Annotated in this window: 18 protein-coding genes; 14 read left to right on the top strand and 4 right to left on the bottom strand. The window is 53.5% G+C overall.

Annotated features, from left to right (window positions below):
* Positions 1 to 162 precede the first annotated feature (162 nt).
* From G491_RS0113650 to G491_RS0113635, 4 genes are all read left to right on the top strand, one after another.
* A complete protein-coding gene (locus tag G491_RS0113650) occupies positions 163 to 1,560 on the top strand; it encodes a sigma-54 interaction domain-containing protein (protein ID WP_028314993.1) in 1,398 nt (465 codons plus the stop codon).
* A 398-nt stretch (positions 1,561 to 1,958) separates the two neighbouring features.
* The gene (locus G491_RS30815) at positions 1,959 to 3,641 is read left to right on the top strand and encodes a methyl-accepting chemotaxis protein (RefSeq protein ID WP_035218829.1); all 1,683 of its coding nucleotides are present in this window, start codon (positions 1,959 to 1,961) and stop codon (positions 3,639 to 3,641) included.
* Between the two features lie 435 nt (positions 3,642 to 4,076).
* Complete coding sequence (locus tag G491_RS0113640; RefSeq protein WP_028314992.1) at positions 4,077 to 5,759, top strand: methyl-accepting chemotaxis protein; 1,683 nt, start codon at positions 4,077 to 4,079, stop codon at positions 5,757 to 5,759.
* 297 nt (positions 5,760 to 6,056) lie between these two features.
* Positions 6,057 to 6,800, top strand: coding sequence for a lysophospholipid acyltransferase family protein (locus G491_RS0113635; protein WP_028314991.1), 744 nt, complete (start codon positions 6,057 to 6,059; stop codon positions 6,798 to 6,800).
* 22 nt (positions 6,801 to 6,822) lie between these two features.
* Here the strand turns inward: G491_RS0113635 and G491_RS33940 are convergent, their stop codons facing one another.
* On the bottom strand, positions 6,823 to 7,827 hold the full coding sequence (locus G491_RS33940) for a DUF6515 family protein (protein ID WP_051327254.1): 1,005 nt from the start codon (positions 7,825 to 7,827) through the stop codon (positions 6,823 to 6,825).
* A 323-nt stretch (positions 7,828 to 8,150) separates the two neighbouring features.
* Here G491_RS33940 and G491_RS0113620 point away from each other — a divergent pair, with 323 nt between their 5' ends.
* The 3 genes from G491_RS0113620 (at position 8,151) to G491_RS0113605 (ending at position 12,603) form a co-directional block, all read left to right on the top strand.
* Entirely contained in the window at positions 8,151 to 9,281 is a 1,131-nt protein-coding gene (locus G491_RS0113620) for a PD-(D/E)XK nuclease family protein (protein ID WP_169829434.1), read from the top strand.
* Between the two features lie 76 nt (positions 9,282 to 9,357).
* Positions 9,358 to 10,638, top strand: a complete 1,281-nt coding sequence (locus G491_RS36545) for a pentapeptide repeat-containing protein (RefSeq protein ID WP_028314989.1) — start codon at positions 9,358 to 9,360, stop codon at positions 10,636 to 10,638.
* Positions 10,639 to 11,364: 726 nt separating this feature from the next.
* Positions 11,365 to 12,603, top strand: a complete 1,239-nt coding sequence (locus G491_RS0113605) for an NADH:flavin oxidoreductase/NADH oxidase family protein (RefSeq protein WP_028314988.1) — start codon at positions 11,365 to 11,367, stop codon at positions 12,601 to 12,603.
* Positions 12,604 to 12,681: 78 nt separating this feature from the next.
* Here the strand turns inward: G491_RS0113605 and G491_RS33935 are convergent, their stop codons facing one another.
* The 3 genes from G491_RS33935 to G491_RS33930 are packed head-to-tail and all read right to left on the bottom strand — an operon-like array spanning position 12,682 to position 18,155.
* Positions 12,682 to 15,180: a response regulator gene (locus G491_RS33935; protein WP_051327253.1), complete on the bottom strand. Its 2,499-nt coding sequence runs from the start codon at positions 15,178 to 15,180 to the stop codon at positions 12,682 to 12,684.
* Complete coding sequence (locus tag G491_RS0113595; protein ID WP_028314987.1) at positions 15,177 to 15,563, bottom strand: response regulator; 387 nt, start codon at positions 15,561 to 15,563, stop codon at positions 15,177 to 15,179. Before G491_RS0113595 ends, G491_RS33935 begins: the two co-directional genes overlap by 4 nt.
* 3 nt (positions 15,564 to 15,566) lie before the next feature.
* On the bottom strand, positions 15,567 to 18,155 hold the full coding sequence (locus tag G491_RS33930; protein ID WP_169829433.1) for an ATP-binding protein: 2,589 nt from the start codon (positions 18,153 to 18,155) through the stop codon (positions 15,567 to 15,569).
* A gap of 355 nt (positions 18,156 to 18,510) precedes the next feature.
* Between G491_RS33930 and G491_RS0113585 the strand changes: the two genes are divergently transcribed.
* The 7 genes from G491_RS0113585 to G491_RS0113555 all read left to right on the top strand — a co-directional run bounded on the left by G491_RS0113585 (position 18,511) and on the right by G491_RS0113555 (position 25,101).
* On the top strand, positions 18,511 to 19,134 hold the full coding sequence (locus G491_RS0113585) for a TetR/AcrR family transcriptional regulator (RefSeq protein ID WP_028314986.1): 624 nt from the start codon (positions 18,511 to 18,513) through the stop codon (positions 19,132 to 19,134).
* A complete protein-coding gene (ald, locus tag G491_RS0113580; RefSeq protein ID WP_028314985.1) occupies positions 19,131 to 20,252 on the top strand; it encodes an alanine dehydrogenase in 1,122 nt (373 codons plus the stop codon). The genes G491_RS0113585 and ald overlap by 4 nt, the downstream gene beginning before the upstream one ends.
* A gap of 28 nt (positions 20,253 to 20,280) precedes the next feature.
* Positions 20,281 to 21,045, top strand: a complete 765-nt coding sequence (locus G491_RS0113575; RefSeq protein WP_012610208.1) for a hypothetical protein — start codon at positions 20,281 to 20,283, stop codon at positions 21,043 to 21,045.
* 100 nt (positions 21,046 to 21,145) lie between these two features.
* Positions 21,146 to 22,387: an aminotransferase class III-fold pyridoxal phosphate-dependent enzyme gene (locus G491_RS0113570; protein WP_028314984.1), complete on the top strand. Its 1,242-nt coding sequence runs from the start codon at positions 21,146 to 21,148 to the stop codon at positions 22,385 to 22,387.
* A 14-nt stretch (positions 22,388 to 22,401) separates the two neighbouring features.
* Positions 22,402 to 23,244 (top strand): transketolase, encoded by an 843-nt coding sequence (locus G491_RS0113565; protein WP_012610206.1) that lies wholly within the window; start codon positions 22,402 to 22,404, stop codon positions 23,242 to 23,244.
* A gap of 71 nt (positions 23,245 to 23,315) precedes the next feature.
* On the top strand, positions 23,316 to 24,326 hold the full coding sequence (locus G491_RS0113560; RefSeq protein ID WP_028314983.1) for a transketolase family protein: 1,011 nt from the start codon (positions 23,316 to 23,318) through the stop codon (positions 24,324 to 24,326).
* Position 24,327: 1 nt separating this feature from the next.
* Positions 24,328 to 25,101: a hypothetical protein gene (locus G491_RS0113555; RefSeq protein ID WP_028314982.1), complete on the top strand. Its 774-nt coding sequence runs from the start codon at positions 24,328 to 24,330 to the stop codon at positions 25,099 to 25,101.
* Positions 25,102 to 25,201: the final 100 nt, after the last annotated feature.

The raw sequence follows: 25,201 nt of genomic DNA, 5'->3' as shown, positions 1-25,201 counted from the left end.
GAAAATATTATGCTTTTTTATAATATATTGAATTTTAACATAAATAGTGGTTTATGAAGGAGGTTTCCCATGGTTTTGTATCCGAACTTGACTGGACGGGTAACGTTACTTGTGTTAACAAGTAACGTTACTTTGCGTTAATTTACAAAGGGAGTGAACGCTTTGAACGCTGAAAATCATCAGATTTGGAACCTGCGCTTTGTCAATATGATCATGGACTCCATGGCGGAAGGGGTTTTCACCATGGACTCCCAGGGGCGCGTCACCTCGTGGAACCGGGCCATGGAGAAGATTTCCGGGTACAAGTCGGAGGAAGCGCTGGGCATGACCTGCCAGATGCTTCAGTTTGACCAATGCGTACAACAGGGGTGCCCCACCAACTTCAAGGATTGCGGGGTCAGGAAATACAAAAAGGGTGTGAGCAAGGAATGCGCCCTTCGGCATAAAAACGGCCACGACGTGGCCGTGATCAAAAACGCCCGCCCCGTGTTCAATGAACAGGGGGTGATGGAAGGCATTGTGGAAACCATCACGGACCTGACGGAGATCAAGCGGGCCAGGGAGGAGGCGGAGGAGGCCGCCCGCCGTCTGGGCGAGATGCATGAATTCGGCAATATTGTGGGCAAGAGCCAGGGCATGATGGAGGTTTTTACCGCCATCAAGGCGGCTGCGGCCAGCGACGTCACGGTTTTGGTCACCGGCGAGTCCGGCACGGGCAAGGAGTTGGTGGCCGGCGCCATCCATTATCACAGCAGCCGGTCCACAGGCCCCATGGTAACGGTGAATTGCTCCGCCCTTTCGGAAACCCTCTTGGAAAGCGAGTTGTTCGGGCATGTGAAGGGCGCTTTCACCGGCGCCATCCGGGACAGGGTGGGGCGGTTTGAGCAGGCCATGGACGGTACGATTTTTCTGGACGAAATTGCAGAGCTCACCCCGGCGGTTCAGGTCCGCCTGCTGAGGGTGCTGCAGGAAAGGGAGATCGAGCGAGTAGGGGAGTCCATCTCCCGCAAGATCAACATCCGGGTGATTGCAGCCACTCACAAAAACCTGCTTTCCTTGGTGGAGGAAGGCGTTTTTCGTCAGGATCTTTATTATAGGCTAAAGGTTTTCCCCATCCATATTCCGCCTTTGCGCGAGCGCAGGAGGGACATTCCTTTGCTCGTGGATCATTTTCGCCTGGAGGAAAACGCCAAAACGGGAAAAAACCTGGAAGGGGTTGCGGACAAGGCCATGCGAAAGCTGTTGGAATATAGCTGGCCCGGCAATGTGCGGGAATTGGAAAACGCCGTGGAGCACGCCTTTGTCCTAAGGTCTTCCGGGAAGATCGACCTGGATGACCTGCCTTATGAAATCAGACGGGAGGCCGCCTCCGAGCCGCTCCCCTGGTCCGACGACGGACCGAAGTTTCGTGGGGCAATCACCAAAGAGAGGCTATTGGAAGCCCTGGAGCAAAGCGGCTGGAACAAGGCCGAAGCGGGCCGCCGTTTGGGCAAAAGCCGCACCTCTATCTGGAAATACATGAAAAAGTGGGATATTCCTCTTAGAGTGGAAGAGGGCTAATTAGGCTTTTCTGGAGATTGGGTAACAAAAATTGAATAAAAACGCACGAGGCTTCTAATTGGGGAATATCTCAAAAAAAAACGTAAAAGATATAGACTTAATATAGTAAACTGATCTATTATATCAAATAATATCAAAAAAAGTTACCAATATGAGATGTGTTTTAGGCTCTTGTGTATCCGGGCTTGAAAATTTGCCTCTTGAGCTAACACGTTTTTGGTGGTTTTATAGATTGATGTAATATCTTTTACAGGGCGGGGGACCAGGGAAGATATAGTGCGTTTTGCATTTGTCACATCTCTATTTTATGATATCCAGGAAATTCCAAGCCTGCTTTAAACAAAGAGCCATAGGAATATTTGGGCGCCCTTTTCGGACTCCAAAGGAGTGTTTGCCGTATGCGTTTTTCCTTGAACGATTCCATTAGAAAAAAAACTGTCGTGCTGGCCTTGACCGGGGTGATGGCTTCCGTATTTATCCTGGGCGTGGGCTTGGTTGTCTTACAGGTGATGGAGAAAATGATGGGCCTGCAGGAAGGCCTCCATCAGCACACCACCATGCATTTCGAATCCCTGGATTACTTGCAGCGTTACATGTACGAAGGGAACCCGGAGGATTACGAAAAGTTTAAGGAAATCCGCGCCAGGGTCAGGGGAGTCGCCTTTCAGTTCAGCATGGCGGACGGCAGCTATTCGGTTGAGGAGATTCGGAAAAAAATTGACAGTATGGGACGGCTGCTTGACAACATGAGCACGGAGGAAGGCAAGGATACGGTGGAGTTGGGGATGAAGCTCAGGTCCAACCCCATGATGGCCGCCATGATACAGGCAGCCAAAGAAACCGTGGCCCAGGAAGACCGGTTTATGGCGATCATGGAGGCGTACCGCAACAATCCTGATCCGGAATATCGGGCCGGCCTGAAGCCGAAAATCGACGAGTCCCTCAAGAACCTTGTGAAAGCCAAAGTGAATTTCACCGAGGCGATCAGCGCATTTAAGTCTTGGGTCGTAAAAACGGTGCGCAGGGTTTTTGTGGGGACTTTTGTCCTGTTTCTGGTTTTAAGCGTGACCGCCTCCTATTTCATGGGACGTTCCATTGTAAAGCCCATAGTCAAGGCCATCCGTTTTTCTCAAAGGGTTTCCAAAGGAGGATTCGACCGGCGTCTTGAAGTGGAAACCAAAGATGAAACCCGCGACCTGGCCATTGCCGTCAACGCCATTTGCGAGGCCTTGCGTGATTTGGCCGTGAAAATCATGAACGGAGCGGAAACCCTGACGGAATCCGCCCAGGACCTTTCCTCCACGGCCAATCAGTTCGCCACGACAGCCACCGAGACATCCGCGTCGGTTTCCGAGATCAACGTGACGGCCCAGGAGCTTAAGCAGGCTGTGCAGACTTCTTCGGAAAACGCCGATTCCGTGGCCTCTTACGCCGAGCATTCCGCTACGATTTACGAAATTGGCAAAAAAGCCACCGAAGAAATGGGCCACGGAATGAGCCTGATCAACCTGGAAGTGGTGGAGGTGGGGGAACGCATCGCCAAACTAAGCGCTCAGGCTGTACGCATCGCTGAAATCATCGATATGGTGGACGAAGTGGCCCATCAATCCGAACTGCTGTCGGTCAACGCCTCCATTGAGGCGGCCAAGGCTGGAGAGTTCGGCAAGGGCTTCCAGGTGGTTGCGGCGGAAGTCAAAACTTTGTCCGAGCAATCCAAGGGCGCCACGCGGCAGGTTCGCTCCATTTTAAAGGAAATTCAAAAAGCCGCGGAAGCCGCCGCCAAAGCCGCTGAACAAAGCGCCTCCGCAGTTAACCACGGCCTGAATCTCAATGAACAGGCTTCGGATTCCATGTCCAGACTGGCGGACAGCTTTGACGGCGCCGTGGCCTTTACCAAAAAAATCTCCTCCACCGCCCGCCAGGAGCTTCAAGGGGTGTCCCAGGTGACGGATGCTCTGGCCGACATCAAAGACGCCACCCAGCAGAACACGGCGGGCGCCAAACTCATGGAGTCGCGCTCCCGCGAGTTGGTGCAACTGGCGGAAACCCTGAAAAAACTGGTGGAAAACATCAAGGTGTAAAATCTTTTAATCATTCGGGCCAAGGCGCCTCGGCGCGCCGCATTTCGGCGGAAAGGAATGCGGCAGGAGGGCCTCTCCGCCGGTTGTTGTTTTATAGATTGCCAGCTTTTTCCCTGGCCGCCTTTGAAATATGAAAAAGATCTCCAGTTAAAAAAGTCATTTTTGCTAGGGTAAAACTCGCGTTTTTTATTAAATTCCGGAGTTTTTTTCTCTGGTTGTATATTTCCCTTTTTTGTTTCCTTAAGATTTGATAATTTAACTTCCGAAGTTTTCATTATGCCTGCAATTCCAGCTATCTGCAACAATCTTAATCCGCAATGACTGTGCTTCCGGCCTTTATTGCAACGGGTTTTTCAAGTGGTTTGCGGTTCGGAATAGGCTGAGCATCTATTCGATCTGGCTCATTTTTGTCAACGGCACAGGAGCGTCTTTTTAATGCGTTTTTCCCTCACGGATTCCATCAATAAAAAAATGTTTGTCCTGTACGCCATCGGCGTCCTTTCCTCTGCATTCGTCATGATCATGGGCCTGGTATCCCTATCCGTGATGGAGAGGGTGGTGGGGATGGAGAAGGGGCTGCACGATCACACGGTTATGCACTACGAATCCTTTGTAAAGTTGGAGCGCTATCTCAATTTAGGCGGCGAGGAAGATTACAAGGAATTTGTACGGTTAAGGAAAAGCTGTATGGCGGTCTCCCTGGTTTGCGCAAAAGCCGAGCAAGCGTTCAACGAGGGGACGGAAGACGACCTGGTTAGCAGCGTAGTCGGGTTGACAAGCACGGTGGACCCGGATGAGGCCCGTGAACTCATGGACCTGTTTCGATATTTGAAGGGAAACAGGAGTGTGCAGGAAATGGTCAAGTGGGCTCAAAGGTCCTCGGATTTGGATGAAGTGATTATTGATCTGGCCTGGCAGTATTATTACACCGATGACTATGACATCCGCATGGAGCTTACCGCCAAGATCAGAAAGACCATTGACGAGCTTAACATCGCCAAGGAAAATTTCGGCGCCGGTTTGGCAGGGTTGGCAAAATGGGCGACTTCCCTGACAAAAAGGATCTTCATCATATCCTTTATCCTCTTTTCCTTGACGGGTGTAAGTATAGCTTTCGCCGTAGGACGCTCCATCGTCAATCCCATGATGAAAATCGTGGCCTTTTCGGACCGGGTTTCCCGCGGAGGCATGGACAGGCGATTGGATTTAAAGACCAAAGACGAAACACGGCAAATGGCCGATGCCGTCAATGCGATTTGCGACGCTTTGGCGCGGGTGGTCATTCGGGTGAGGGAAGGCGCCGACTCCCTGACGGAATCGTCCCGGGAGCTTTCCACCATGGCGACCCAGTTTTCCTCCACCGCGTCCGAGACGTCCGCCTCCGTGACCCAGATTAACGTTACCTCCACCGAACTGAGGCAGGCCGTGCAATCCTCTTCCGAGAACGCCGATCAGGTGGTCGCCTCCGCCGAATCCACGGCCTTGGCCTATGAAGAGGGAAAAAGCGCCACCAACGCCATGGGGGACGGAGTGGACGTCATAACCAGACAGGTGGTGGAAGTGGGAGAGAGCGTGGCCAATCTCAGCGCCCAGGCCGTGCGCATTTCCGAAATCATCGACATGGTGGACGAGGTGGCCCATCAATCCGAGCTGCTGTCGGTCAACGCCTCCATTGAGGCGGCCAAGGCCGGAGAGTTCGGCAAGGGCTTCCAGGTGGTTGCGGCCGAAGTCAAGACCCTGTCCGAGCAATCCAAGGGCGCCACGCGGCAGGTGCGCTCCATATTAAAGGAAATCCAGGTCGCAGCTGACAGGGCCATTAAAGCGGCGGAAAAGTGCTCCCTTTCGGCCCAGGAAGGGGAGGGGCTGAACAATCGCACCGTCCAGGCCATCAACAAGCTGGCCCAAAACATCGACGCCGCCGTGGGCTCCTCCCGGAAAATCGCCGCAACCAGCCGCCAGGAGCTTCAAGGCGTGGAGCAGGTTACGGACGCCCTGTCCGGCATTCAGGACGCCATGGAATCCAACACCCAAGGCGCCCACGCCATGGAAGACCGCATCAAGGAGCTTGTCTCTCTGGCCGAAGCCCTGAAAGGCATGCTGGCCGCCATCAAGGTCTAACCATCCTTAATTACAAATTTTTTCTTGATTTAAAATTCATCGGGCGAGCTTCGGCTCGCCCGTTTTGTTTTTCCCGGGGCGCCCCGAATCCCACCCTTGCCGTCCTGATGACGCGCCGCGCCTTGCCTGTCAATGCGGTTAGTGATATGCAAAAAAATATGCGAACGAGTTTTTAATATTTCGGTTAAAAATGAGCCGGTTGTTAGTCCGTTCGATAAAAAAATTGCGCCGTTCTTTGCGTTCCGTTATTCCCACGGGTGGAACCCATGACCTTTCACCGGCGACCAAGGAGGATTAATGTTTAACAGGTTGATTTCAATAGCACTTCTGATCTTTATCGCTGTAACCTCCATTTTTTTCTTCTGCGGGGCTCTGTTGCTGTGGCTGCTGACCGTTCTCTTTGACAAAAGGCTGGTCATCCTCCATCTGTACACTTGCGCTTGGGCCTATTTGTACGTCATGGTCGTTCCGGCCTGGAAGGTTCATTTTTTGGGCAAGGAAAAAATCAACCCCCAAAAAACCTATGTGGTGACCTCCAACCATCAGTCCCAGCTTGACATCCTGGTTTGCTTCGGCCTGTTTTTTCACTTCAAATGGGTGTCCAAGGCCGAAATCTTTAAAGTGCCCTTGATTGGCTGGAACATGGTTTTAAACCGGTACGTTAAGCTCATACGCGGGGACAGGGACAGCATCCGAAAAATGATGGAAGCCTGCGAGGAAAGGCTTGCGGAGGGCAGTTCGGTGTTTTTCTTTCCTGAAGGAACCCGCTCCGCCACGGGAAAGGTCAAGGCCTTTAAGCCGGGCGCCTTTGTTCTGGCTAAAAAAATGAAGCTGCCCATCCTGCCCATCGCCGTGCGGGGCACCACCCACGCCCTGCCTAAAAACAGCATGAATTTTCACGGCTCTCACGAAATATGGGTCACGGTCCTGGATGAAATTCCCTATGAGGAGTTTAAGGATATGGAAGACGGGGAGTTGGCGGAAATGGTCAGGCAGCGCATCATCCCCCACGTTGAGTTGGAGGAGGAAGAGGCCGCCTGACCCGAAAAATTGCAACGAAAATTTAGCCTAAAGGCTGCGTGTTTAACAATTCCACGTAGGCGGTGGACACCCAACCGAAATTTTCCCCTGAAATCCTCACATACACCCAGCCGCCGGTGGATCCGCCCATGACTTCCAATTGGGAGTATTGGGGCGCCACATCCTTAATGGGGAAGTCGTAGCCCGGGCCGGTCCGCACGTTCAGGTTGGGGGCGGTGACTTGCACCCAGTCTCCCCGGTCAAAAGCCGGCGCTGCAACGGCGACGGGCGCCGCCGGGGAATCCACCACCTGATATCCCGAAGGAACCTTGCGGTAATACACGTCGTCATAGCAGTAGTAGTACGTGTTGCTGTGAACCACTCTGGTATAGCCCACGGGCAGGGAGTACACAATGGCGCCGATGGGCGCGCCCACCATGAAAAATCCGCTGGAGCCCCGTTGGTAAAACACCCCGCTGTAATAAAAATAGGGGATTCCGCCAAAGGAGATGCTTATGTATCCCCGGGGCATGGTCCTGTAATGCCTGGGATGCCGGGAATGGTGCACCGGATAATGCCTGTGCGACGGTTTTCCATAGTAACGAGGCGCAGGGCGATGGTTTACCGGCCTATGATGCACCTGGGGCTTGGGCCTGTGTTGCACCTGGGGCGGCCTGTTATGATGATTGTTTGCGTAGTGGGAATTTCCGCCCGGACGGGGCCTATGCGCCTGGGGCCTGTTAACCTGGGGCCTGTGGGGCGCGGAATGTCCGCTGCCGGGACGGTTGTTGGCGACATGTTGGCTGCCGCCGCCTGGGCGATTGTTGTGATTCGGCTTGTGAGGCGCCTGAGCCTGGGGCGGCCTTCCGCCTCCGTGTCCTCCGCCATGGCCTTTGCCCTGTTTGGCGCTTTGCTCTTTTAAAGTCTGGCTGATGAAGGAGCCGGAGCCCGCCCAGGCATTCTGGCCAGCCAGAAAAATCAATCCAAAGGCCAGGATGGAGAATATCAGGCCCGCCTTTTTTCCGTTTTTTTTCTTTATGTCAGTCATAATGTCTCTCCTGTCTTTTTCTTGGGACAAGCCGTTTGCATGTTCAAGCGCTTTATAAATTCCGGTTCCACGCGCATGCCCTTTTAACAAAGACTTTGACTATACTGACGAAGGGGCGGAAATATTTGTCTACATGAATATTGTTTTTTTGGGCCTTCATCATGGAATCCGTTTCTCTCAAATACCCGGCGCTAAAAAGCAAAACACAGTGGGCAAGGAGCTGCTTATCAGAAACTATTGACCGACGGGGCTAATTGTAGTGAAATCATAGCAACATTAATAAAATTGTCATTTCGGATTCAACCCCATTTCAGGAGGTTCTTTTGGAACAAAACATTCTCTCCATACTTGGTGTGGCGGGCAAGGAAGATGTTATCTCCAACCTGCTTCGATACTGCATTGAGGCGTCTACGACGTTCAGGGACGCATTTTTGCAAAATATTTGTGATATTGATCCATCAGGAATTACAGATGCACGAGTTTTCACCCGTGTGTCCACAGGTTCGTCCGGCGTTCCGGACATGGTTATAGCCATACAAAGGCAAGGGGCGAAGCAACTGGTCATCATGGAAAACAAGCTGAAAGCCGATGAGGGCTCTAACCAAACCAAGGATTACGCATCAACGGAATGCAAGAACGCCATTAAAGAGCGTTTAGGCTGGTCAAACGATGCGGTTGACGTGAAATGCGTCTTTTTGAGCCTTTTTCCAGACCAGAAGCCAGAGTCTTCCGCCTTCCGTTCTGCAACCTTTAAGAATCTTTTAAATGCTGGCCTTGATTCTTCCACACTCGGGGACTCAAATGCCAAACTTCTTATCGCCTCCTGGATCTCTTTGTTATCCGGGTTCTATTCCAAGGGCAAGGTTTCCGACAGCGATGTTTTCCTGGCCAAAATGCAGGAGCCGGATGACCTTGAGGGAAATTTTCTTTACTTCCGATCCTTTCTCGAAGGCCTTCGTCTCGAGGGAGGGCTGGAGGTAGACGAAACGTTCCGAGGGAGCGCCCGGGGCAGGCATTATTTTGGGGCGAAAATCTGCAAGCCTTCCTGGCGTCCGGGTGAGATGAAAGGTGTCAACGGCGTTTTTCAATTGGACGCCAAACGCGACTTCAATATCCATTTTGAGCCCCAGTTCAATCTTCTCACGGGCTTTTTTAATTTTTATCTTCACTATGAGGTGAATCCATATCGCCCGGTGGCTTGGGTTAAAAAGAATGTTTCCCTGTCTCAGTATGAGGAGTACAACAGGGTAAGGGACTCTTTTAAGGAAGAGTTGCGGTCCAAAGGCATTGGAGGTCTTTCCGTGGGCGGGCGATCGAACCAGGCCGCCAAGGCTGTTTTTGACCTGAAAGGCAGGACAGTCGCCGAATCTCGCAGTCTGATTTCGGAGATCATCCATACGGTAGCAAGCCAGATAGACGAGATAATCAAAAGACCCGGGGGCATTTTTTCCTGAAGAATGGCAATAGCAGGGAGTTTGGATATGGCCTAATTCATCCAGGGCGCTCTTTTGGGATGTCCCTGGGGATTTTATGGTGGTATCTTCTCCCTTCACCAAAAAATCAGGGGGGATGAATCCATTGGATGCTGAAAACAAAGTCTGGAAATGGCTGTCATCGCAATACAGGCCCGGAAAATACGACCCCATCGTCATAAAAATCTGGTCCAGGCTGAAGGCCTTTTTGGCTTTGCAGAACTGGAAGGAATACAAACCCGCACAACATGACGCCCCCATTTTAAAAGGGCTGAAAAGAATCGGCGTTGCTTGTCTGTTGTTGGGGCTATTCTGGATTTTGATTTGCGTCCCCAAGATCCAGATGCAGTCTTTTGACCCTGCTTCCAATTTGCCCGTCAAAGAAAGGGCGGACATGGAAGACAACTTCCGAAAGACCATCGTCCAAATATATGCAGGCCTGGCCGTGCTTTACGGCTTTTATTGGACTTCCAGGCGCATCAGGGCGTCAGAGGATCAGGTGAGGGTTTCTCAGGAGCAAGTTGCAACATCCCAAAAACAGGTGGCCGCCCTTGAGGACGGCCAGATCACCGAACGCTACACCAAAGCCATTGAACAGTTAGGCTGCGACAATATGGCCATTCGGCTGGGCGGAATATATGCCTTGGAGCGTATCGCTAATGATTGTAATATAGAGGAGAAAAATGATTACTGGACGGTTATGGAAGTGCTGACAGCCTTCCTTAGAGAGAATTATCAGGTTGTCCCTTCAATTGTTGATTCTCTAGATGAACAAGATCACAAAAATCAGAAAGAATCTTCCAATAGCCCATTTCGTACTGATCTATTAGCAATTGTAGAAGTACTTCGTCGTCGAGTTCATTATTATGGAAATGGTGAAAGCAATTCTCTTGATCTATCCAGAACGAACCTTTGTGGGAGCAAACTCAGCAAGGCAAAACTTATTAAGGCAAACCTTAGCAAAGCCGATCTTAGCAATGCTGATCTTAGAGGCGTAGACTTAAGTTTGGCGGACCTGCGTTGGACGGATTTTAAGGCGGCAGATTTTAGTGACGCAGTATTTTTTGGCGCACAACTCTGTGGAGGGGACCTACGTGGGTCAAACCTTTGCGGAGCGAATCTTAGTAATACCGATTTATACATGGCAACTTCTTATAAAGCAGAACTAACCTGGGAGGACCTCAAGCGGACGGACCTACGCTGGAATGACCGTGTTATGACAAATCGCAATTGGTCGAATTTAAATTGGATCAATCTAAACAATGCTACATACAATAGTCGCACTAAATTTCCTGATGGCTTCAATCCAGAAACAAATGGCTTGAAGCTGATTAAATGAAGAAAGGAACGGATGCCGCAGCCGTTTTTGTTTTGTTGGGTTTCGCTGCAGGGAGACAATTCTAAAAACTCCTGGGAAGATGCATATTTTTTGGGCTTCCAAAACCGGGATCAATGCTCTACCCAACCTACGATTTTGCTTGAAAATTAGTAGGTTGGGTAGAGCTGTCAAGGGCATTTTTCTGGAGATTATTTGCTCTGTTTCAGGGCGTTGCTCGAAGTCAAAAAAAAAATGATGCGAAACCCAACAAATGGGTTTCCATCCTCATTTTCCTCTTCCTTTCTTGAAGATTGTTATGACTGCAAGGGCGATCCGTTTTTCAGAATATCCCGCAACCGGATATCCGGAGGCTATAAAAAAATCAGCCGCCCAAATTGGACGGCTGATTGAGTTTGGCATGATAGAACCGTGAACTATCCGGTTTTTAACCCTTGGGCAAGTCCTCCACAAAGGAGACGTAATCCGCCATGACCCAGCCCAGGTAGTTTTCTCCGGCCTGGACGCAGAGCCACCCCACCGGCGTCCGGACGATCCCTCCCCTTGGTTGTATTGTCGTTTCGGAGGGTGGGCGATATATAAAAAAATTTTCAAGCCGTCATTTATTACACAATCCACTTCTCCGATTTCTAAAGTTTGTCATTCCGCTATTAAGGATTATATTTGTTTATCAGTCCTTATGGTTTTGGATCATAAAAAAAGCCTTCCATTCAAACGAAAGGACGCGTTATGGAAAACACAAAAAATAATATAGATGTTTCCTCCCCCATAGACATAGGGGGCAAGGCGGCCGTAAAAAACAGGCTGTACAAAAGCGCCATGAGCGAGCAATTGGGCGACGCCTCCAACGCCCCGACCAAGGCATTGCCCGTGTTGTACGAAACCTGGGCCAGGGGAGGCACGGGCCTTTTGATCACCGGCAACGTTATGATCGACCGGCGGGCCTTGGGCGAGCCTTTTAATGTGGCTCTGGAGGACGATCGGGACATGGAGGCTTTCAAGGCATGGGCCCGGGCCGGAACCCTTAACGGAACCCAGCTTTGGATGCAGCTTAACCATCCGGGCAAGCAGATTCCCAAATTTTTGGCCGCCCGGCCCGTAGCGCCTTCGGCCATACCCCTGGGATACGGGCTGGAAAAATCGTTTAATCCTCCCCGGGCGCTTACCTTGGGAGAGATTCGGGACATAATCGAACGATTCGCCGTGTCGGCGGCTTTGGCCAAGGAAGCGGGATTCACCGGGGTGCAGATTCACGGCGCCCACGGCTACCTTGTCAGCCAGTTTTTGTCCCCCCGGCACAACCAGCGCACGGACGACTGGGGCGGATCCCCGGAAAACCGCCTGCGGTTCGTGGTTGAGGTGTACCGGGCCATTCGGGCCAGGGTGGGGAAGGACTTCCCGGTGGGCATCAAGTTGAACTCCGCGGATTTTCAAAAGGACGGGTTTTCCGAGGAAGAATCCATGAACGTGGTTCGGGTCCTGGAAAAAGAAGGCATCGACATGGTGGAGATTTCCGGCGGAACCTACGAACGCCCGGCCATGATGGGCGCCGCCAGGGCCAGCACCATCGCCAGGGAAGCCTACTTTTTGGATTACGCCCAAAAGGTGCGGGAAACCGTAAACCTGCCCCTTGGCGTAACCGGCGGGTTCCGGTCCGCCCCGGCCATGAACGGCGCGCTGAAAGAAGGCCATACCGACATGATCGGCCTGGCCAGGCCTTTGGCCTTATACCCGGACATGCCCAATAAACTCATGGCCGACCCCGGCTTTAGCGTGGAATTGAAACGGCCGGACACGGGCGTCAAAGCCGTCAATCGTGCGGCCATGCTGGACCTTACCTGGTACGAAAGCCAGTTGGCGCTCATGGGCAAGGGCAAGGCGCCCGATCCCAATTACAACCCCTGGCTGACCATTTTGCATATGGCCGGGCAGCTGGGCCGAAACGCCTTTAAAAAGCGCCGGGCCTAAAGGCAGTCAATAAAAAAGCGGGAAGCCGTTGGGGGCTTCCCGCTTTTTTGAAGAATTTATCAACCGTCCGGCGGTTTTTTACAAGCCGTCCAACACCTTGCGCACCGTGTTGGCGATTTCGCTCATGACCATGGGCTTCATGATGTATTCGGAAATTCCCATGGCTTGTGCGTTCTCCTGGGTAACGACTTCCGAGAAGCCCGTGCACAGGACAATGGGCATGTTGGGCCTGGTTTCCAGAATTTTTCGGGCGAAGACGTCGCCTGTCATGAGCGGCATGCTCATATCGGTAACCACAAGGTCGAAATTATGGGGCTGAGCCTTGAAAATTTCCAGGGCCGCGATGCTGGAAGTCTCCACGGTGACGGTGTAACCCAGCCTTTCAAGCATTTGCTTGCCCATCAGGGCTACCGGGCCTTCGTCATCCACGAACAAAATCTTTTCATCGCCGCAGGGCAATGAGGCGCTGGACCGGGGCGCCGCGCTTTGCACAATGGATTCAACCTGGGGCAGATAGATGATGAACGAGGCGCCTTGCCCCGGCTTGCTGTCCACCCGGATGTCCCCCTCCATGCTTTTAACGATTCCGTGAACCACGGCAAGCCCCAGGCCGGTGCCTTTTCCCTGGGCCTTGGTCGTAAAGTAGGGGTCGAAAATCTTTTCCTGTACAGCCTGGGTCATGCCTTGCCCGGTGTCTGAGATGGTCAGGCGCACGTATTTACCCGGCTTGAGGTTGATTGTGGCGGGGTCGCCGTCATTTAAAACAACGGCTTCGTCAAATTCCACGGTCAGCACGCCTCCCGACTCGCCCATGGCGTGGTAGGCGTTGGTGCACAAGTTCATGAGCAGTTGATGGATTTGAGTCGGGTCCGCCAGGACGGGGCCGCATTCCTTATTGATTTTCTTTTCAAACTGAATGGAGGCGGGAATGGACGACCTGAGGAGCTTCAAGGCCTCCCGAATGACTAACTGGGCCTGGACCGGCTTCTTTTCTATTTCCGTCTGGCGGCTGAAGGTCAAAATCTGAAAGACCAGTTCCTTGGCGCGTTCAGCAGCTTTCATGACCTCGTTGAGGTTTCGCTCCATGGTGCTGTTTTCCGCAACTTCCACCATGGCCATTTCGGTATAGCCGATAATGGGCGACAGAATATTGTTGAAGTCGTGGGCGATGCCCCCGGCCAGAGTGCCGATCGCCTCCATCTTCTGGGCCTGCCTCAGTTGGATCTCCAGCTTGTTGCGGTCGTTTTCCGCGCGTTTTCGGTCCGTGATGTCGTTCATCACGATCAGGTTGCTTTCACCGATCGGGATGATTTTGCTTTCCACTGTTCTGGCGCTTCCGTCCTTGCAGATCACTTTGCGATCCTGTAGGATGGGATCGTCTTCAGGAATAGCCACTCCGTTCATAGTCATTTGCCAATGCTTCTTCACCGCCGCCCGGAATTCCGGGTCCGGATAGGCCTTCTCCCACCAGGCATCCATGGTGGGAACGTCCTCCATGGTATACCCGAAAAGCTCCGTAAACTTGTCGTTAAGCAGCGTGTGCTTTCTATCCGGCCCCACAATGGCTATGGGGTAGGGGGAAAGCTCCACAACTTCCCGGAATCGCTGTTCGCTTTCCCGAAGCGCCATGTTGGAATTGATGTTCCGGATGGCTTCCATGCTATGGGAGGCGATGATATCCGCCAATTCCAAGTCCTGTTCCGTAAAAGGAGGTTTGAGCTTGTTGTGCAGGGTGACCACGCCCTGGATTTCTCCCTCCGAGTCCCGGAGAGGCAGGGCCATCAAGGATCCGTTCCTGTATCCGCTCCACCCGGAAGAGGCGAAGCGTTCGTCCGTATGGATGTCCGGAACGATGAACGCTTTCTTTTGTTCAAACAAATGGGCGGTGACGGAGCGGGGCGGAGGAGGCAGGGGGATGACCCGTTTTTGGTGCCCGGGGTCCAGGGCGTAGATCAACTCGAGCCCTTGTCCGTTGCGCAAAAACAAGGAGCCTCCCGCAACTCCAATGTTTTCCGACAGGGTTTTTAAGATCGTGGGTGCCAGGTCTTCGATGCTTTGCTTGATGGTGAACTGGCGGGTTTTGTCAGCAATGTGTTTAAGGCGATTGCTGTATTCCAGGATTTTCTTTGAGCGGCTGTCCACCAGAAATTCCAGGTGCTCCTGGTATTCCCGGTTTTCCTTAATCAGCCGCCTCCGCTCCAGGGCTTTTTCTATGGAGTGGAGCAGGATGCTGAGATTTTTAATGGGCTTTAAAATATAGTCCCATGCGCCAAGGTGCAGAGCCTCCACGGCGTCGGCAATGACGCCGGTGCCGGAAACCACAATAATGGGAGTTTCCGGGGACGCCTGGGTCACGGAGGACAGAACCTCGAGGCCGTCCACCTCGGGCATCCTTAAGTCAACAAGAATAAGATGCGGCTTTTTTTCCTTGAAGATTTCCAGTCCGACCTTTCCGTTGGGCGCACTTAAAACCTCATACCCAAAGTCCTCAAGGAAGGCTGCAAAACTCTGGCGTATAGCTTCTTCATCATCTATGGTTAAGATTGTTATTGGCTCGTCAGAGATTATTGTATTCAATCTGTTTCCCCCAATGCCCGGCGTATAGCCGCGGTCAGCGTGGCGATGTCCTGCAAAGGCTTGTGTAGCACTTGCGCGGGGTCCACCCCTGCTTTCCTGACTGATGCGGGCAGGCTGTAATCCGTTGATCCGGTGTAGATAATAAACTTCATGTCAGGCCGAATGGCGTGAGCCTGCAGGATAAACGCGTTGCCGTCTTCCCCGGGCAGTCTGATGTCCACCACGGCGGCGTTTATTTCCGGGTTGTTTTTTACGACGCTCAAACCTTCTTCGGCGCTGTCCGCCTGGATGGTTATAAACCCGTCGTCCTCTAAAAAATCCGCCAGACTGGATCTTATTGGGCCTTCGTCATCCACGATTATAACAGTCCATTCCAATGCCATTCATCACCCCCCTGCGTCTACAATGGGTAAGGCCGCTTTGCCGGCAAGAGGCAAACGCATGGTAATGACGGTTCCTTTGCCTGGCTGGGACGCCAGGGTCAGGTCTCCGCCATGGTCTTCCGTTACCACAAAAAATGAAACCGACAACCCGAGCCCCGTTCCCCTTCCTGTCGGCCTGGTTGTAAAAAAAGGCTCAAAAACCCTTTTTTGCAACTCTTCGGTCATCCCAATCCCATTGTCCTCAATTTCAATGCGCACCATATCCGTTTCTTTGGCCAGTTTTAAGCGGATGACTCCGCTCGTGCGCGCGGTTGGACTGTCGGCTATGGCCTGGGCCGCATTTTTTATCAAATTCAAGAAAACAAGCTGCATCCCCCCCGGATCGCATGGAACCGGTGTGCAGCCTTCCGCGAAATCCCGGAAAATCTTGACTTTTTTCAAATCAATATGCGTTTTCACCCTAAAATCAGCGGCGGCGAGTTTTATGGACCTGTCCATTAGATCGCTCAGGTCGTGGGGCTTATAAATGGAGGCTTTGTCCCGCGCGAACATTAAAATATTGTCTATAATGCGCGCGGCCTGGCCTCCCGACTTCATCAGGGAGGCGAACATCCGCAACACGCCCCGTTTATCCATATACTGCTGAATGGCTTCCATGCTCGTCCCGCACGCTTCGGCCGCGGCGTGATTTTGCGGCAGCTTGGTCGAGAGCCTGTTGGATATGACCTGGGCGTTCTGAATCATGCCCGCCAGCGGGTTGTTTATTTCGTGAGCCATGCCGGCGGCCAGCCCTCCCAGGGAAGCCATTTTTTCGGTGTTGACTATGGATTGCTCCAGATTCACCCGGTCCGTAACTTCGTCAAGCCTCACTACTGCGCCGTATATTTCACTGGCCGTCAACGGAAAAACCGTGCAATCAAAATACCGGGCCTTGCTTTCCGTCAGCACGACAACCCGCTCGTTTTTCACGATTATTCCCGTCTCCAAGGCGTTGTTCACGCTGTCGGAGAGCAGGGGGAATTCAGGCAGCGTTTCGCCAAGGCTTCTTCCTTTGACTTTTTCCGCGCTTATCCCCGAATGGTATTCCGCCTGACGATTCCAGTGCGTAATGTTTTTATGCGCATCCAAACCGACGACGATGGAAGGCATGGAGTCCAGAATATTCTGCAACAGGAGCCGCAGGTTCCTCATGGCCTGCTGGGCGTCGCGTATTTCCGTAATATCCCTTCCTTCAGGGATGAGCACGGACACCTGACCATCTTTTGTAAAGATCGGTTTGATGGAAAAATCAATGTAACGCACTTGGTCTTGTGAGTTCAAGATAGTTGCGTCCATTCTTGTAAATTTTCCCTCGCCCGCCTTTATAACGCACTCCCTAGCCAGTTGCGCCTGGTAAGAGTCATGCCGCCACCAGGGCGTCTCCCAAAAAAATTTCCCCTGGACGTCCTCCAACCTGCATCCCACCGCATCCAGAGAGGCCTGGTTGCTTTCCAATAGCCGGCCTTCCCGGTCCAGAAGGCCCATGAATTGAAAAGAGTTGTCGAACAGTGCATGGAATTTGCGTTCAGACGCCACAAGGTTTTTGTCCGCGATGCGCAAGCTCCTCACCATGTCGCCGGCGGCCCGGCCTATAATATTAAACTCTTCAATTCCACCCTCACGAAAATCAGGATCCTCCCGGCCGGAAGAGATGGATTGAAAATACTCCATCATAGCGTTGACGGGTTTGAAGATGATCCGCCGGAAAATAAAAATATTCAGCAGAATTACCAACGTGCAGGCAATGATCATGACCGCCAGCTTTCCCAAAAACGCCTGGGCCAGGCGGTCCCAGATGATCCCATCATCCGAAAGGCAGACCTTCAGAGGGAGATCGGAATCCTTTACTTTAAGCTCCTGGTAAGAAGCCACAATGCCGTCGGCCACGTGCAACTCCAACGGGGCGGAAGTTGTTCCCATATTGGATAAGGTCCGGGTTACGCCGGAGTCCACCGTGCTGGAAAAGGCGACCATCTCGCCGCCGTGAAGCAAAACCACGTCCATCACCTGGGCTTTGTCGCGTATCATCTCCACGAATCCGAAATTGCTATTAAGGACAGGGCCGCCGACGAGGGCGCCCAGAACCCTTCCGGTTTTTTTATCTTTTATTTTAACCGACCCCACGCACGCCAATAGGGTTTTTCCCTGAACATGGAACGCTTCCAAAACGCTCGCATTTTGCGCCGGCGTCGAAAGGTCCTTCAGCCCGCCGGGGAGGTCTTCCAGGCCAAACAGGGGCGATGTGGCGTTCAGAAAAATGGCGCCGTCCTCCTTCAATACGAACAGCAGATCCAATGCGCTTTCCGCGTTCTTGTGAGGAAAGGCTTCGATAAGGGCCAGCAAAGTGTTTTCGTCCCGTTCCTGGAGCGCTTGCTGAAAGGTCCGGTCCCTGCCTATTTCATCCAGGTGAAGCGTCACCTCCCGCATGCAGGCATGCAGTCCGTCCCGGACTATGACATGCCGTTGCTTGAACGTGGAAAGCATCTGCTGTTCCAGGGCCATGTGGGACGTGTGATAACTCCAGACTAACAGGCCCACACTCAACAAGCCCATAGAGAGCCCCAGATAAAGCGTCAGTAATGTAGGCAGCTTGATCGTTCGAGGGGTATTCATGTTAAACGCAATCTTTATGATAGGCCTGCCGGCCCTTTGGGGCGCGGGAAAACGCCATCTTCTCAAACACTGTTAAAGCCTGGTCGGATGCCCTTTGCCTGCGGAAAAGGGTTCTAACAGACAAATGAACATACTGAAAACGGATAGTTAAACTATATTCAAGCATACCGCACCAAGGCTTTTTTGGCAAAAAAAAATAAATCTGCGTCTTTTGCGGGGGAATTTTCTTGACAGGACGGGGCCTGGCCGCATATAGATTGGTCAGACGTCCGATCTATTTTACGGAGGCGACCCAATGGGAAGAATCAGCCTGGCGCAAACAAGACGAAGTCAGATTATTCAGGCCTTTTATCGCTGCGTGGCTTCCCAGGGCCTTGCCAAAACCTCCATGCGCGCCATCGCCAAGGAAGCCGGGGTCCAGCCCAGCGCCCTCCATCATTACTTCAAAGATCGCGACGAAATGATTGAAGAAATGGTGGATTTTTACACCGACCGCTTTTTTCAAGGCTTTTTGGAAGAGATGGCCCGGTATGATGACGTCCAGGAACGGTTGGACAAGGCCGCTGAATTTCTCTTTTCCCCATCCATGATCAACGAAGAGGCCACGAGCTTCTTTTACGATTGCTGTGCGGAAGCCAAGAACAACCCCCGGGTGCGCCATAGCCTGGCCAAGCTGTTCCGGCGCTTCCGGAAGACCATTCTTGAATATTTTTCTGACCTGGCGATCCAAGGCGGACTGTCCCCTCAGGAGACCCAGGACATAGCCACCCTTATTATTGCAGTGCACGAAGGCATAGAGCTTCAGTGGCACATGTCTCCTGAAGACGTATCTCTGGAAAGGTCCCTTTTGCTTGCCAAACGAATAGTCAAAACCTTTTTACTCGGCCAGGGCCGGGAAGGATTGCGGAGGGCGATATGATCGTCGGTATTTTAAAGGAAATCAAGGTAGAGGAAAACCGTGTTTCCATGACTCCGGCAGGCGCGGAGGTCATGACTCAGCACGGTCATACGATTCTGGTGGAAAAATCCGCAGGCGCCGCCTCTGGCTTTACGGACGAGATGTACTTGGAAGCCGGCGCGGAAATCGTGGATACGCCCCAGGAGATTTTCAGCAAGTCCGAGATGGTCATGCATGTTAAGGAGCCGCAAAAGTCGGAATTCGGCCTCATGCGTCCCGGACAGATTATGTTCACGTATTTGCATCTGGCCGCGGACCAGGTTCTCACCGAGGCCATGATCAAATCGGGCTCCGTGTGCATTGCTTACGAGACCATCCAGAAAGCCGACGGCTCCCTGCCTTTGCTCACGCCCATGAGCGAGGTGGCCGGACGCATGGCCATCCAGCAGGGCGCCAAGTTTTTGGAAATGTCCAAGGGCGGGCAAGGCATCCTTTTGGGCGGCGTGCCGGGCGTCGATCCCGGGAATGTTCTGATTTTAGGAGGCGGGGTGGTGGGAACCAACGCCGCCAAGATGGCTTGCAGCCTGGGCGCCCGGGTGGTTTTGCTGGACACCAGCCTGGACCGTCTGCGCTATTTGAGCGACGTCATGCCTAAAAATTGCTTCTTGCTCATGTCCAGTCCCGCCACGATCCGGGAGCGGATTCAGGCCGCCGACGTTGTTGTGGGCGCTGTGCTTATTCCCGGCGCCAAGGCGCCCAGTCTGGTGACCCGGGACATGCTTGCCACCATGAAGCCCGGCGCGGTTATGGTGGACGTGGCTATTGACCAGGGGGGGTGCTTTGAGACCTCCAGGCCGACCACCCACGGCGATCCCACATACATCGAAGAAGGCGTTGTTCATTACTGCGTGGCTAATATGCCGGGCGGGGTCGCCAAGACGTCCACCCTGGCCCTGACCAACGCCACCCTGCCTTACGCCCTGGAAATCGCTTCCATGGGTTGGGAGGCCGCCGTGCGCGAAAATCCGGAAATTCGCTTGGGCGCCAACGTCGTCAGCGGAAAGATTACCTACAAGGGCGTGGCCGAAGCCTTTGACATGGAGTACACGCCCGTGAGCGAGTTATTTCAAGACAACTGACAAAATTGCAACAGAGGGGGGATTAATCATGAGCCGCAACCTTGTTCTGGCCAATTTGAACCTGTACGCCGTGCTTCCCAATTTGGAGGAGTTGGTGCGGCATGATCAGGAAATGGCCTTGTTGACCAAAGACTGGGACATTTGCATTCAATTCAGCGCGCTGGGAGGCCCGGCCGCTTTTGTGGAGTTTAAAAACGGAGAATGCACCGTGGGGCGGGGCAAGCACTCCAGCCCCACGGTCAAACTCTTTTTCGCGACTCCCGGACATTTGAACAAAATGTTCGACGGAAAAGCCCAGCCCATTCCCTTAAAGGGCTTCACCAAGCTGGGCTTTTTGTCCAAAGAGTTTTCCAAACTCACGGACCGGATGGAGTATTACCTCAAACCTTCGGAAGAATCCCTTTCCAACCCGGATTTCGTCTCCTTGAACACCCTCATGACCATGCACACCGCCGGAAGGGCGGTGGTGGAACTGGCCGTCAACGATCCGGTGGCCAGCCATGTGTCCAAGGGGATGATGGACGGCTCCCTGCTCATGAAGGTGCTGCCAGACGGGCCGGCCATCACCCTGAACTTCAAGAACGGCAAGGCCGGCTTTCAAAAGGGGGAGACCGCCTCTCCCATGGCCTGCATGCTCTTGAAAGACATGGATACGGCCAACAAGCTGCTTAATCAAAAGCTGGACGCCTTCAGCGCCATAGCCGGCGGGGACGTCGCCATCAAGGGCCAGACGCCCATGATGGACTCCATGGACCTGATTTTGGACCGCATTCCGCATTATCTGGACGCCTAAGCGCATTTAAGGCGTTGCGGAATCCGGCTTTGAGCATGCTCAGGCAATCAAAAAATCCGGACGGGTTTACAAGCCCGTTGAATACAAGGAGGCAGGGGGAATGAAAACTTACACTTATCCGAAAAGCCAGGAACTTTTTCAGCGGGCCGCCAAGGTTATCCCTTGCGGCATTTACGGCCATTTAAGCCCCGCCCCGCTCATCCCGGCGGACGCCTATCCTTTTTATGCGTCCAGGGCCGAGGGCTCCAAGTTCTGGGATGTGGACGGCAACGAATTCATCGACTACATGTGCGCCTACGGCCCCATGGTTTTGGGATACAACTTCAAGCCCGTGGACGATGCGGCGGCCAAACAGTACGCCGAAGCCAACTGCGTCACTTCGCCCGGGCCTGTCATGGTGGAACTGGCCGAAAAATTGACGGACGTGGTTTCCATGGCCGATTGGGCGTTTTTCGCCAAAAACGGCAACGACGTCACCACCTATGCAACCATGATCGCCCGAAAAGCCACGGGCCGCAAGAAAATGGTGCTGATCAAAGGCGGATACCACGGCGTGGCGCCCTGGACCCAGACCTTCGGCCATCACGGCATTATGGAGGAGGACGGCCAGCACACCATCCGCATACCCTGGAACGATTTTGAAGCCTTCAAAAAGGTGGTGGACGAAAATCCCGGCGACGTTGCCGGCTTCATGGCCACCCCTTACCACCACCCCACCTTTGTGGATAACGAAATGCCCCTGCCGGGATACTGGGACAAGGTCCAGGCCCTGTGCAACGCCAAGGGCATCGTGTTGATCGTGGACGACATCCGGTGCGGGTTCCGGTTGGACATCCGGGGCTCCCACGAGTATTTCGGGTTCAAGCCCGATCTGGTCTGCTTTTGCAAGGCCATCGGCAACGGGTATCCCATATCCGCCCTGGTGGGGACCGAAGCCCTGAAAAACGATGCCGCCAAGGTGTTTTATACGGGCAGCTACTGGTTTTCCGCCGCCCCCATGGCCGCGGCGCTGAAAACCATCAACGAAATGGAGGCCATGGACGCGGTCAAGATGATGACCGATTTCGGCGAGAGCCTGAAAACCGGCCTGATAGAGGTTGCCGCCAACCACGGCTACGACCTGAAAGTCACCGGCCATCCCGCCATGCCGTATTTGAGAATCACGGACGATCCCACGCTCATGCTGCATCAGGATTGGTGCGCGGAATGCACCAAGCGCGGAGCGTTTTTTTCGTCCCATCATAACTGGTTTATATCCACTGCGCATACTCAGGAGGACCTGGAAAGGACCCTGGAAATAGCTGACGACGCCTTTGAGGCCATCAAGAAAAACAAGGAATAGGGGAGGGAATTCGCGTGGCGCTTTCTACCAATGAGATCAAAGATCTGGAGCAGCATGCCTGGCAGGCTCGCCAGGACATCATCGACATCACGGGATGGTCGGGAGGGGCGCACATCGGCGGCGGCCTGTCCGTCACGGACATCCTGGTGATCATGTATTTCAAATACCTCAATGTGGACCCGAAAAATCCCCAATGGGAAGACCGGGACCGCTTCATCATGAGCAAGGGCCATGCTGGCGTGGCTTACGCCCCGGTGCTGGCCCGCAAAGGCTATTTTAATTTCGACGATTTGCAGACTTTCAACAAGTTCAAGTCTCCTTTCGGCATGCACCTGGACTGCCTCAAGGTCAAGGGCGTGGACGTGTCCACCGGCTCTTTGGGCCACGGTCTGTCCATCGCCGTGGGCCTGGCCCTGGGAGCCCGCCTGCAGAAAAAGGACTGGTACACCTACTGCGTCCTGGGGGACGGAGAATGCAACGAAGGCTCGGTCTGGGAAGCCGCCATGTCCGCCAGTCACTTCAAGCTGAACAACCTCGTCACCTTTGTGGACCGCAACAGGCTGATGATCGACGGGAAGACCGAGGACGTCATGGGCCTGGAGCCCTTCGCCGATAAATGGAAGGCCTTCGGCTTCATCGTCAAGGAAGTGGACGGACACGACTTCAACCAGTTGGCTGAAGCCATTGACTTTGCCAAGGCGGAAAAATCCGGGCCGGTGGTCATCATCGCCAACACCGCCAAGGGCAAGGGCGTGGACTTCATGGAAAACGAGGTCAAGTGGCATTACGGCGGTTTGGATACGGACCTTCGGGCCCAGGCCAAGGCGTCCGTGGACAAAATGTACGGCAAGGCCTGATTCACAAGCATTCATCCAATCCGGGCGAATCAGTCCCGGACCCTAAATAATAAGGAATACAGGAGAGGACCATGAGTGAAGGTTTAACCTGGACGGTATATGACGCGGATTCCATGACCCAGGCCGAGATTTACGGCCAAGTGCTGTGCGACCTGGGCGATCAGCATCCGGAAATCGTAGGGCTTTCGGCGGACCTTGCCAACTCCACCAAGATCGGCAAGTTCGGCAAGAAGTTCCCGGAAAGATTCTTTAACGTAGGCATCGCCGAGCAAAACCTCTTCGGCGTGGCCGCAGGGATGGCCAAGTCGGGGCTCACGCCCTTTGTGTCCACCATGGCGACCTTTGTGTCCATGCGGGCTTGCGAGCAGGTGCGCACGGACATCTGCTACCAGAACCTGGATTGCAAGATTATCGCCACCCACGGCGGCGCCTCCTTTGGGCAGGCTGGCTCCACCCACCACTGCACCGAGGATATCGCCATCATGCGGTCTTTCGCCAACATGACCGTGATCGTGCCCGCCGACGGCATCGAATGCGCCAACGCGGTCAAGGCATGCATCGACTGGCCCGGCCCCGTGTACATCCGCATCGGCCGCGGGTTCGAGCCCAAGTTTTATGACGACGAAGAATACGGCTTTCAAATCGGCAAGGCGGTAACCTTGATGGAAGGCACGGATATCACCCTCATCTGCTGCGGCGTGACTGTGCTTCAGGCCATGGAAGCCGCCAAGTTTTTGAAGGAAAACGACGGCCTTAGCGTACGAGTTTTGAACATCCACACCATCAAGCCCATAGACGAGGAAGCCATCATCAAGGCGGTTATGGACACCCGCCGCCTGGCCGTGTTCGAAGAGCACAATGTCATGGGCGGCCTGGGCTCCGCCGTGGCCGACGTTATCGCCGCCAGCGGCAAGGGGTGCGCGTTCACCAAGGTTGGCATCCCGGACTGCTACTGCGAGGTGGGATACCCCGAGGACCTGTACACCCATTACAAACTGGACGCAGACGGCGTTATCGAGACGGTTCGTCAGGTTATGCAGATGGACTTTGAAGAGGACGACGACTGGGAAGACGAGGTGTAATATGGCTACGGATAGAGAATTGCTTGCAGCAAGAATATATTTGAGAGCCGTGCTCCCCGTCATGAAGGTCGTCCTAAACGAAGACCCGGCCTTGAAAAAGAAGTTCGCCAACGTCACGGCAAAGGTCCAGTTCGTCGCCAAGGATCCGGCCGGAGACGTAGGCGCCTGCCTGTGCTTTGACAAAGGCGAGTTCAAGGTGGAGCAGGGCGTGGACTCCAGCCCGGACATCACTTTTTCGTTTCGCACCGTGGAGCGCATGTTGGCCATGCTGTCCGGCAAGCCGGCCATTCCCATGATCAAGGGATTCTGGAAGATCGGGCTGTTGATCAAGGTGTTGTCTTTGCTTATGTCCTTGAAGATCCTCATGCCCGACGCCCGGCCGACCGATCCCGAGAAAAAACGCCTTAAGGTCAAGCTGACTTTCTACATGATCACCACGGCCCTCAGCCAGTATAACAAGGGCGGAGATCCCGAAATGGTCAAGTGGACCAAGATGCAGCCCGAGCGAATTTACCAGATTACCGTGGATGACGACATAGCCGCGTATCTGCGCGTCAAGGCCGGAAAATCCAAGGCGGGCAGGGGAGTCTACAAACGCCGCCGTCCCTTCGTGCACATGAAGTTCAACGGCGTGGACGGGGCTTTTCCCATTGTCATGAACGACATCGGCATGGTGGACGCGGTCAAAAAGGGATTCCTGACCATTGAAGGATCCCCCGAATACGGCGGAAACATCGGCGACTTCATGGTCCGCATTCAGGATCTGATTACTTAAGCAACTATACAACGGCTAAAAAAAGGCCTGGATTCGGGAGATTATCCCGTCTCCGGGCCTTTTTGTTTCGGGTGGCCCAGGCATCGTAGTTTGATGCCTG

It is taken from the genome of Desulfatibacillum aliphaticivorans DSM 15576 (assembly GCF_000429905.1).
GTDB classification, from domain to species: Bacteria; Desulfobacterota; Desulfobacteria; order Desulfobacterales; family Desulfatibacillaceae; genus Desulfatibacillum; species Desulfatibacillum aliphaticivorans.
The sequence above is the reverse complement of the archived record's forward strand: the minus strand, read 5'-3'. Positions and strand labels throughout refer to the sequence as shown.

Excerpts from the sequence above, each read along its gene's own strand:
- G491_RS30815 (WP_035218829.1), top strand. The coding sequence starts at position 1,959 with ATGCGTTTTTCCTTGAACGATTCCATTAGAAAAAAAACTGTCGTGCTG.
- G491_RS0113640 (WP_028314992.1), top strand. The coding sequence starts at position 4,077 with ATGCGTTTTTCCCTCACGGATTCCATCAATAAAAAAATGTTTGTCCTG.
- G491_RS0113635 (WP_028314991.1), top strand. The coding sequence starts at position 6,057 with ATGTTTAACAGGTTGATTTCAATAGCACTTCTGATCTTTATCGCTGTA.
- G491_RS33940 (WP_051327254.1), bottom strand. The coding sequence starts at position 7,827 with ATGACTGACATAAAGAAAAAAAACGGAAAAAAGGCGGGCCTGATATTC.
- G491_RS36545 (WP_028314989.1), top strand. The coding sequence starts at position 9,358 with ATGGTGGTATCTTCTCCCTTCACCAAAAAATCAGGGGGGATGAATCCA.
- G491_RS0113605 (WP_028314988.1), top strand. The coding sequence starts at position 11,365 with ATGGAAAACACAAAAAATAATATAGATGTTTCCTCCCCCATAGACATA.
- G491_RS0113595 (WP_028314987.1), bottom strand. The coding sequence starts at position 15,563 with ATGGCATTGGAATGGACTGTTATAATCGTGGATGACGAAGGCCCAATA.
- G491_RS33930 (WP_169829433.1), bottom strand. The coding sequence starts at position 18,155 with ATGGGCTTGTTGAGTGTGGGCCTGTTAGTCTGGAGTTATCACACGTCC.
- G491_RS0113585 (WP_028314986.1), top strand. The coding sequence starts at position 18,511 with ATGGGAAGAATCAGCCTGGCGCAAACAAGACGAAGTCAGATTATTCAG.
- ald (WP_028314985.1), top strand. The coding sequence starts at position 19,131 with ATGATCGTCGGTATTTTAAAGGAAATCAAGGTAGAGGAAAACCGTGTT.
- G491_RS0113575 (WP_012610208.1), top strand. The coding sequence starts at position 20,281 with ATGAGCCGCAACCTTGTTCTGGCCAATTTGAACCTGTACGCCGTGCTT.
- G491_RS0113570 (WP_028314984.1), top strand. The coding sequence starts at position 21,146 with ATGAAAACTTACACTTATCCGAAAAGCCAGGAACTTTTTCAGCGGGCC.
- G491_RS0113560 (WP_028314983.1), top strand. The coding sequence starts at position 23,316 with ATGAGTGAAGGTTTAACCTGGACGGTATATGACGCGGATTCCATGACC.
- G491_RS0113555 (WP_028314982.1), top strand. The coding sequence starts at position 24,328 with ATGGCTACGGATAGAGAATTGCTTGCAGCAAGAATATATTTGAGAGCC.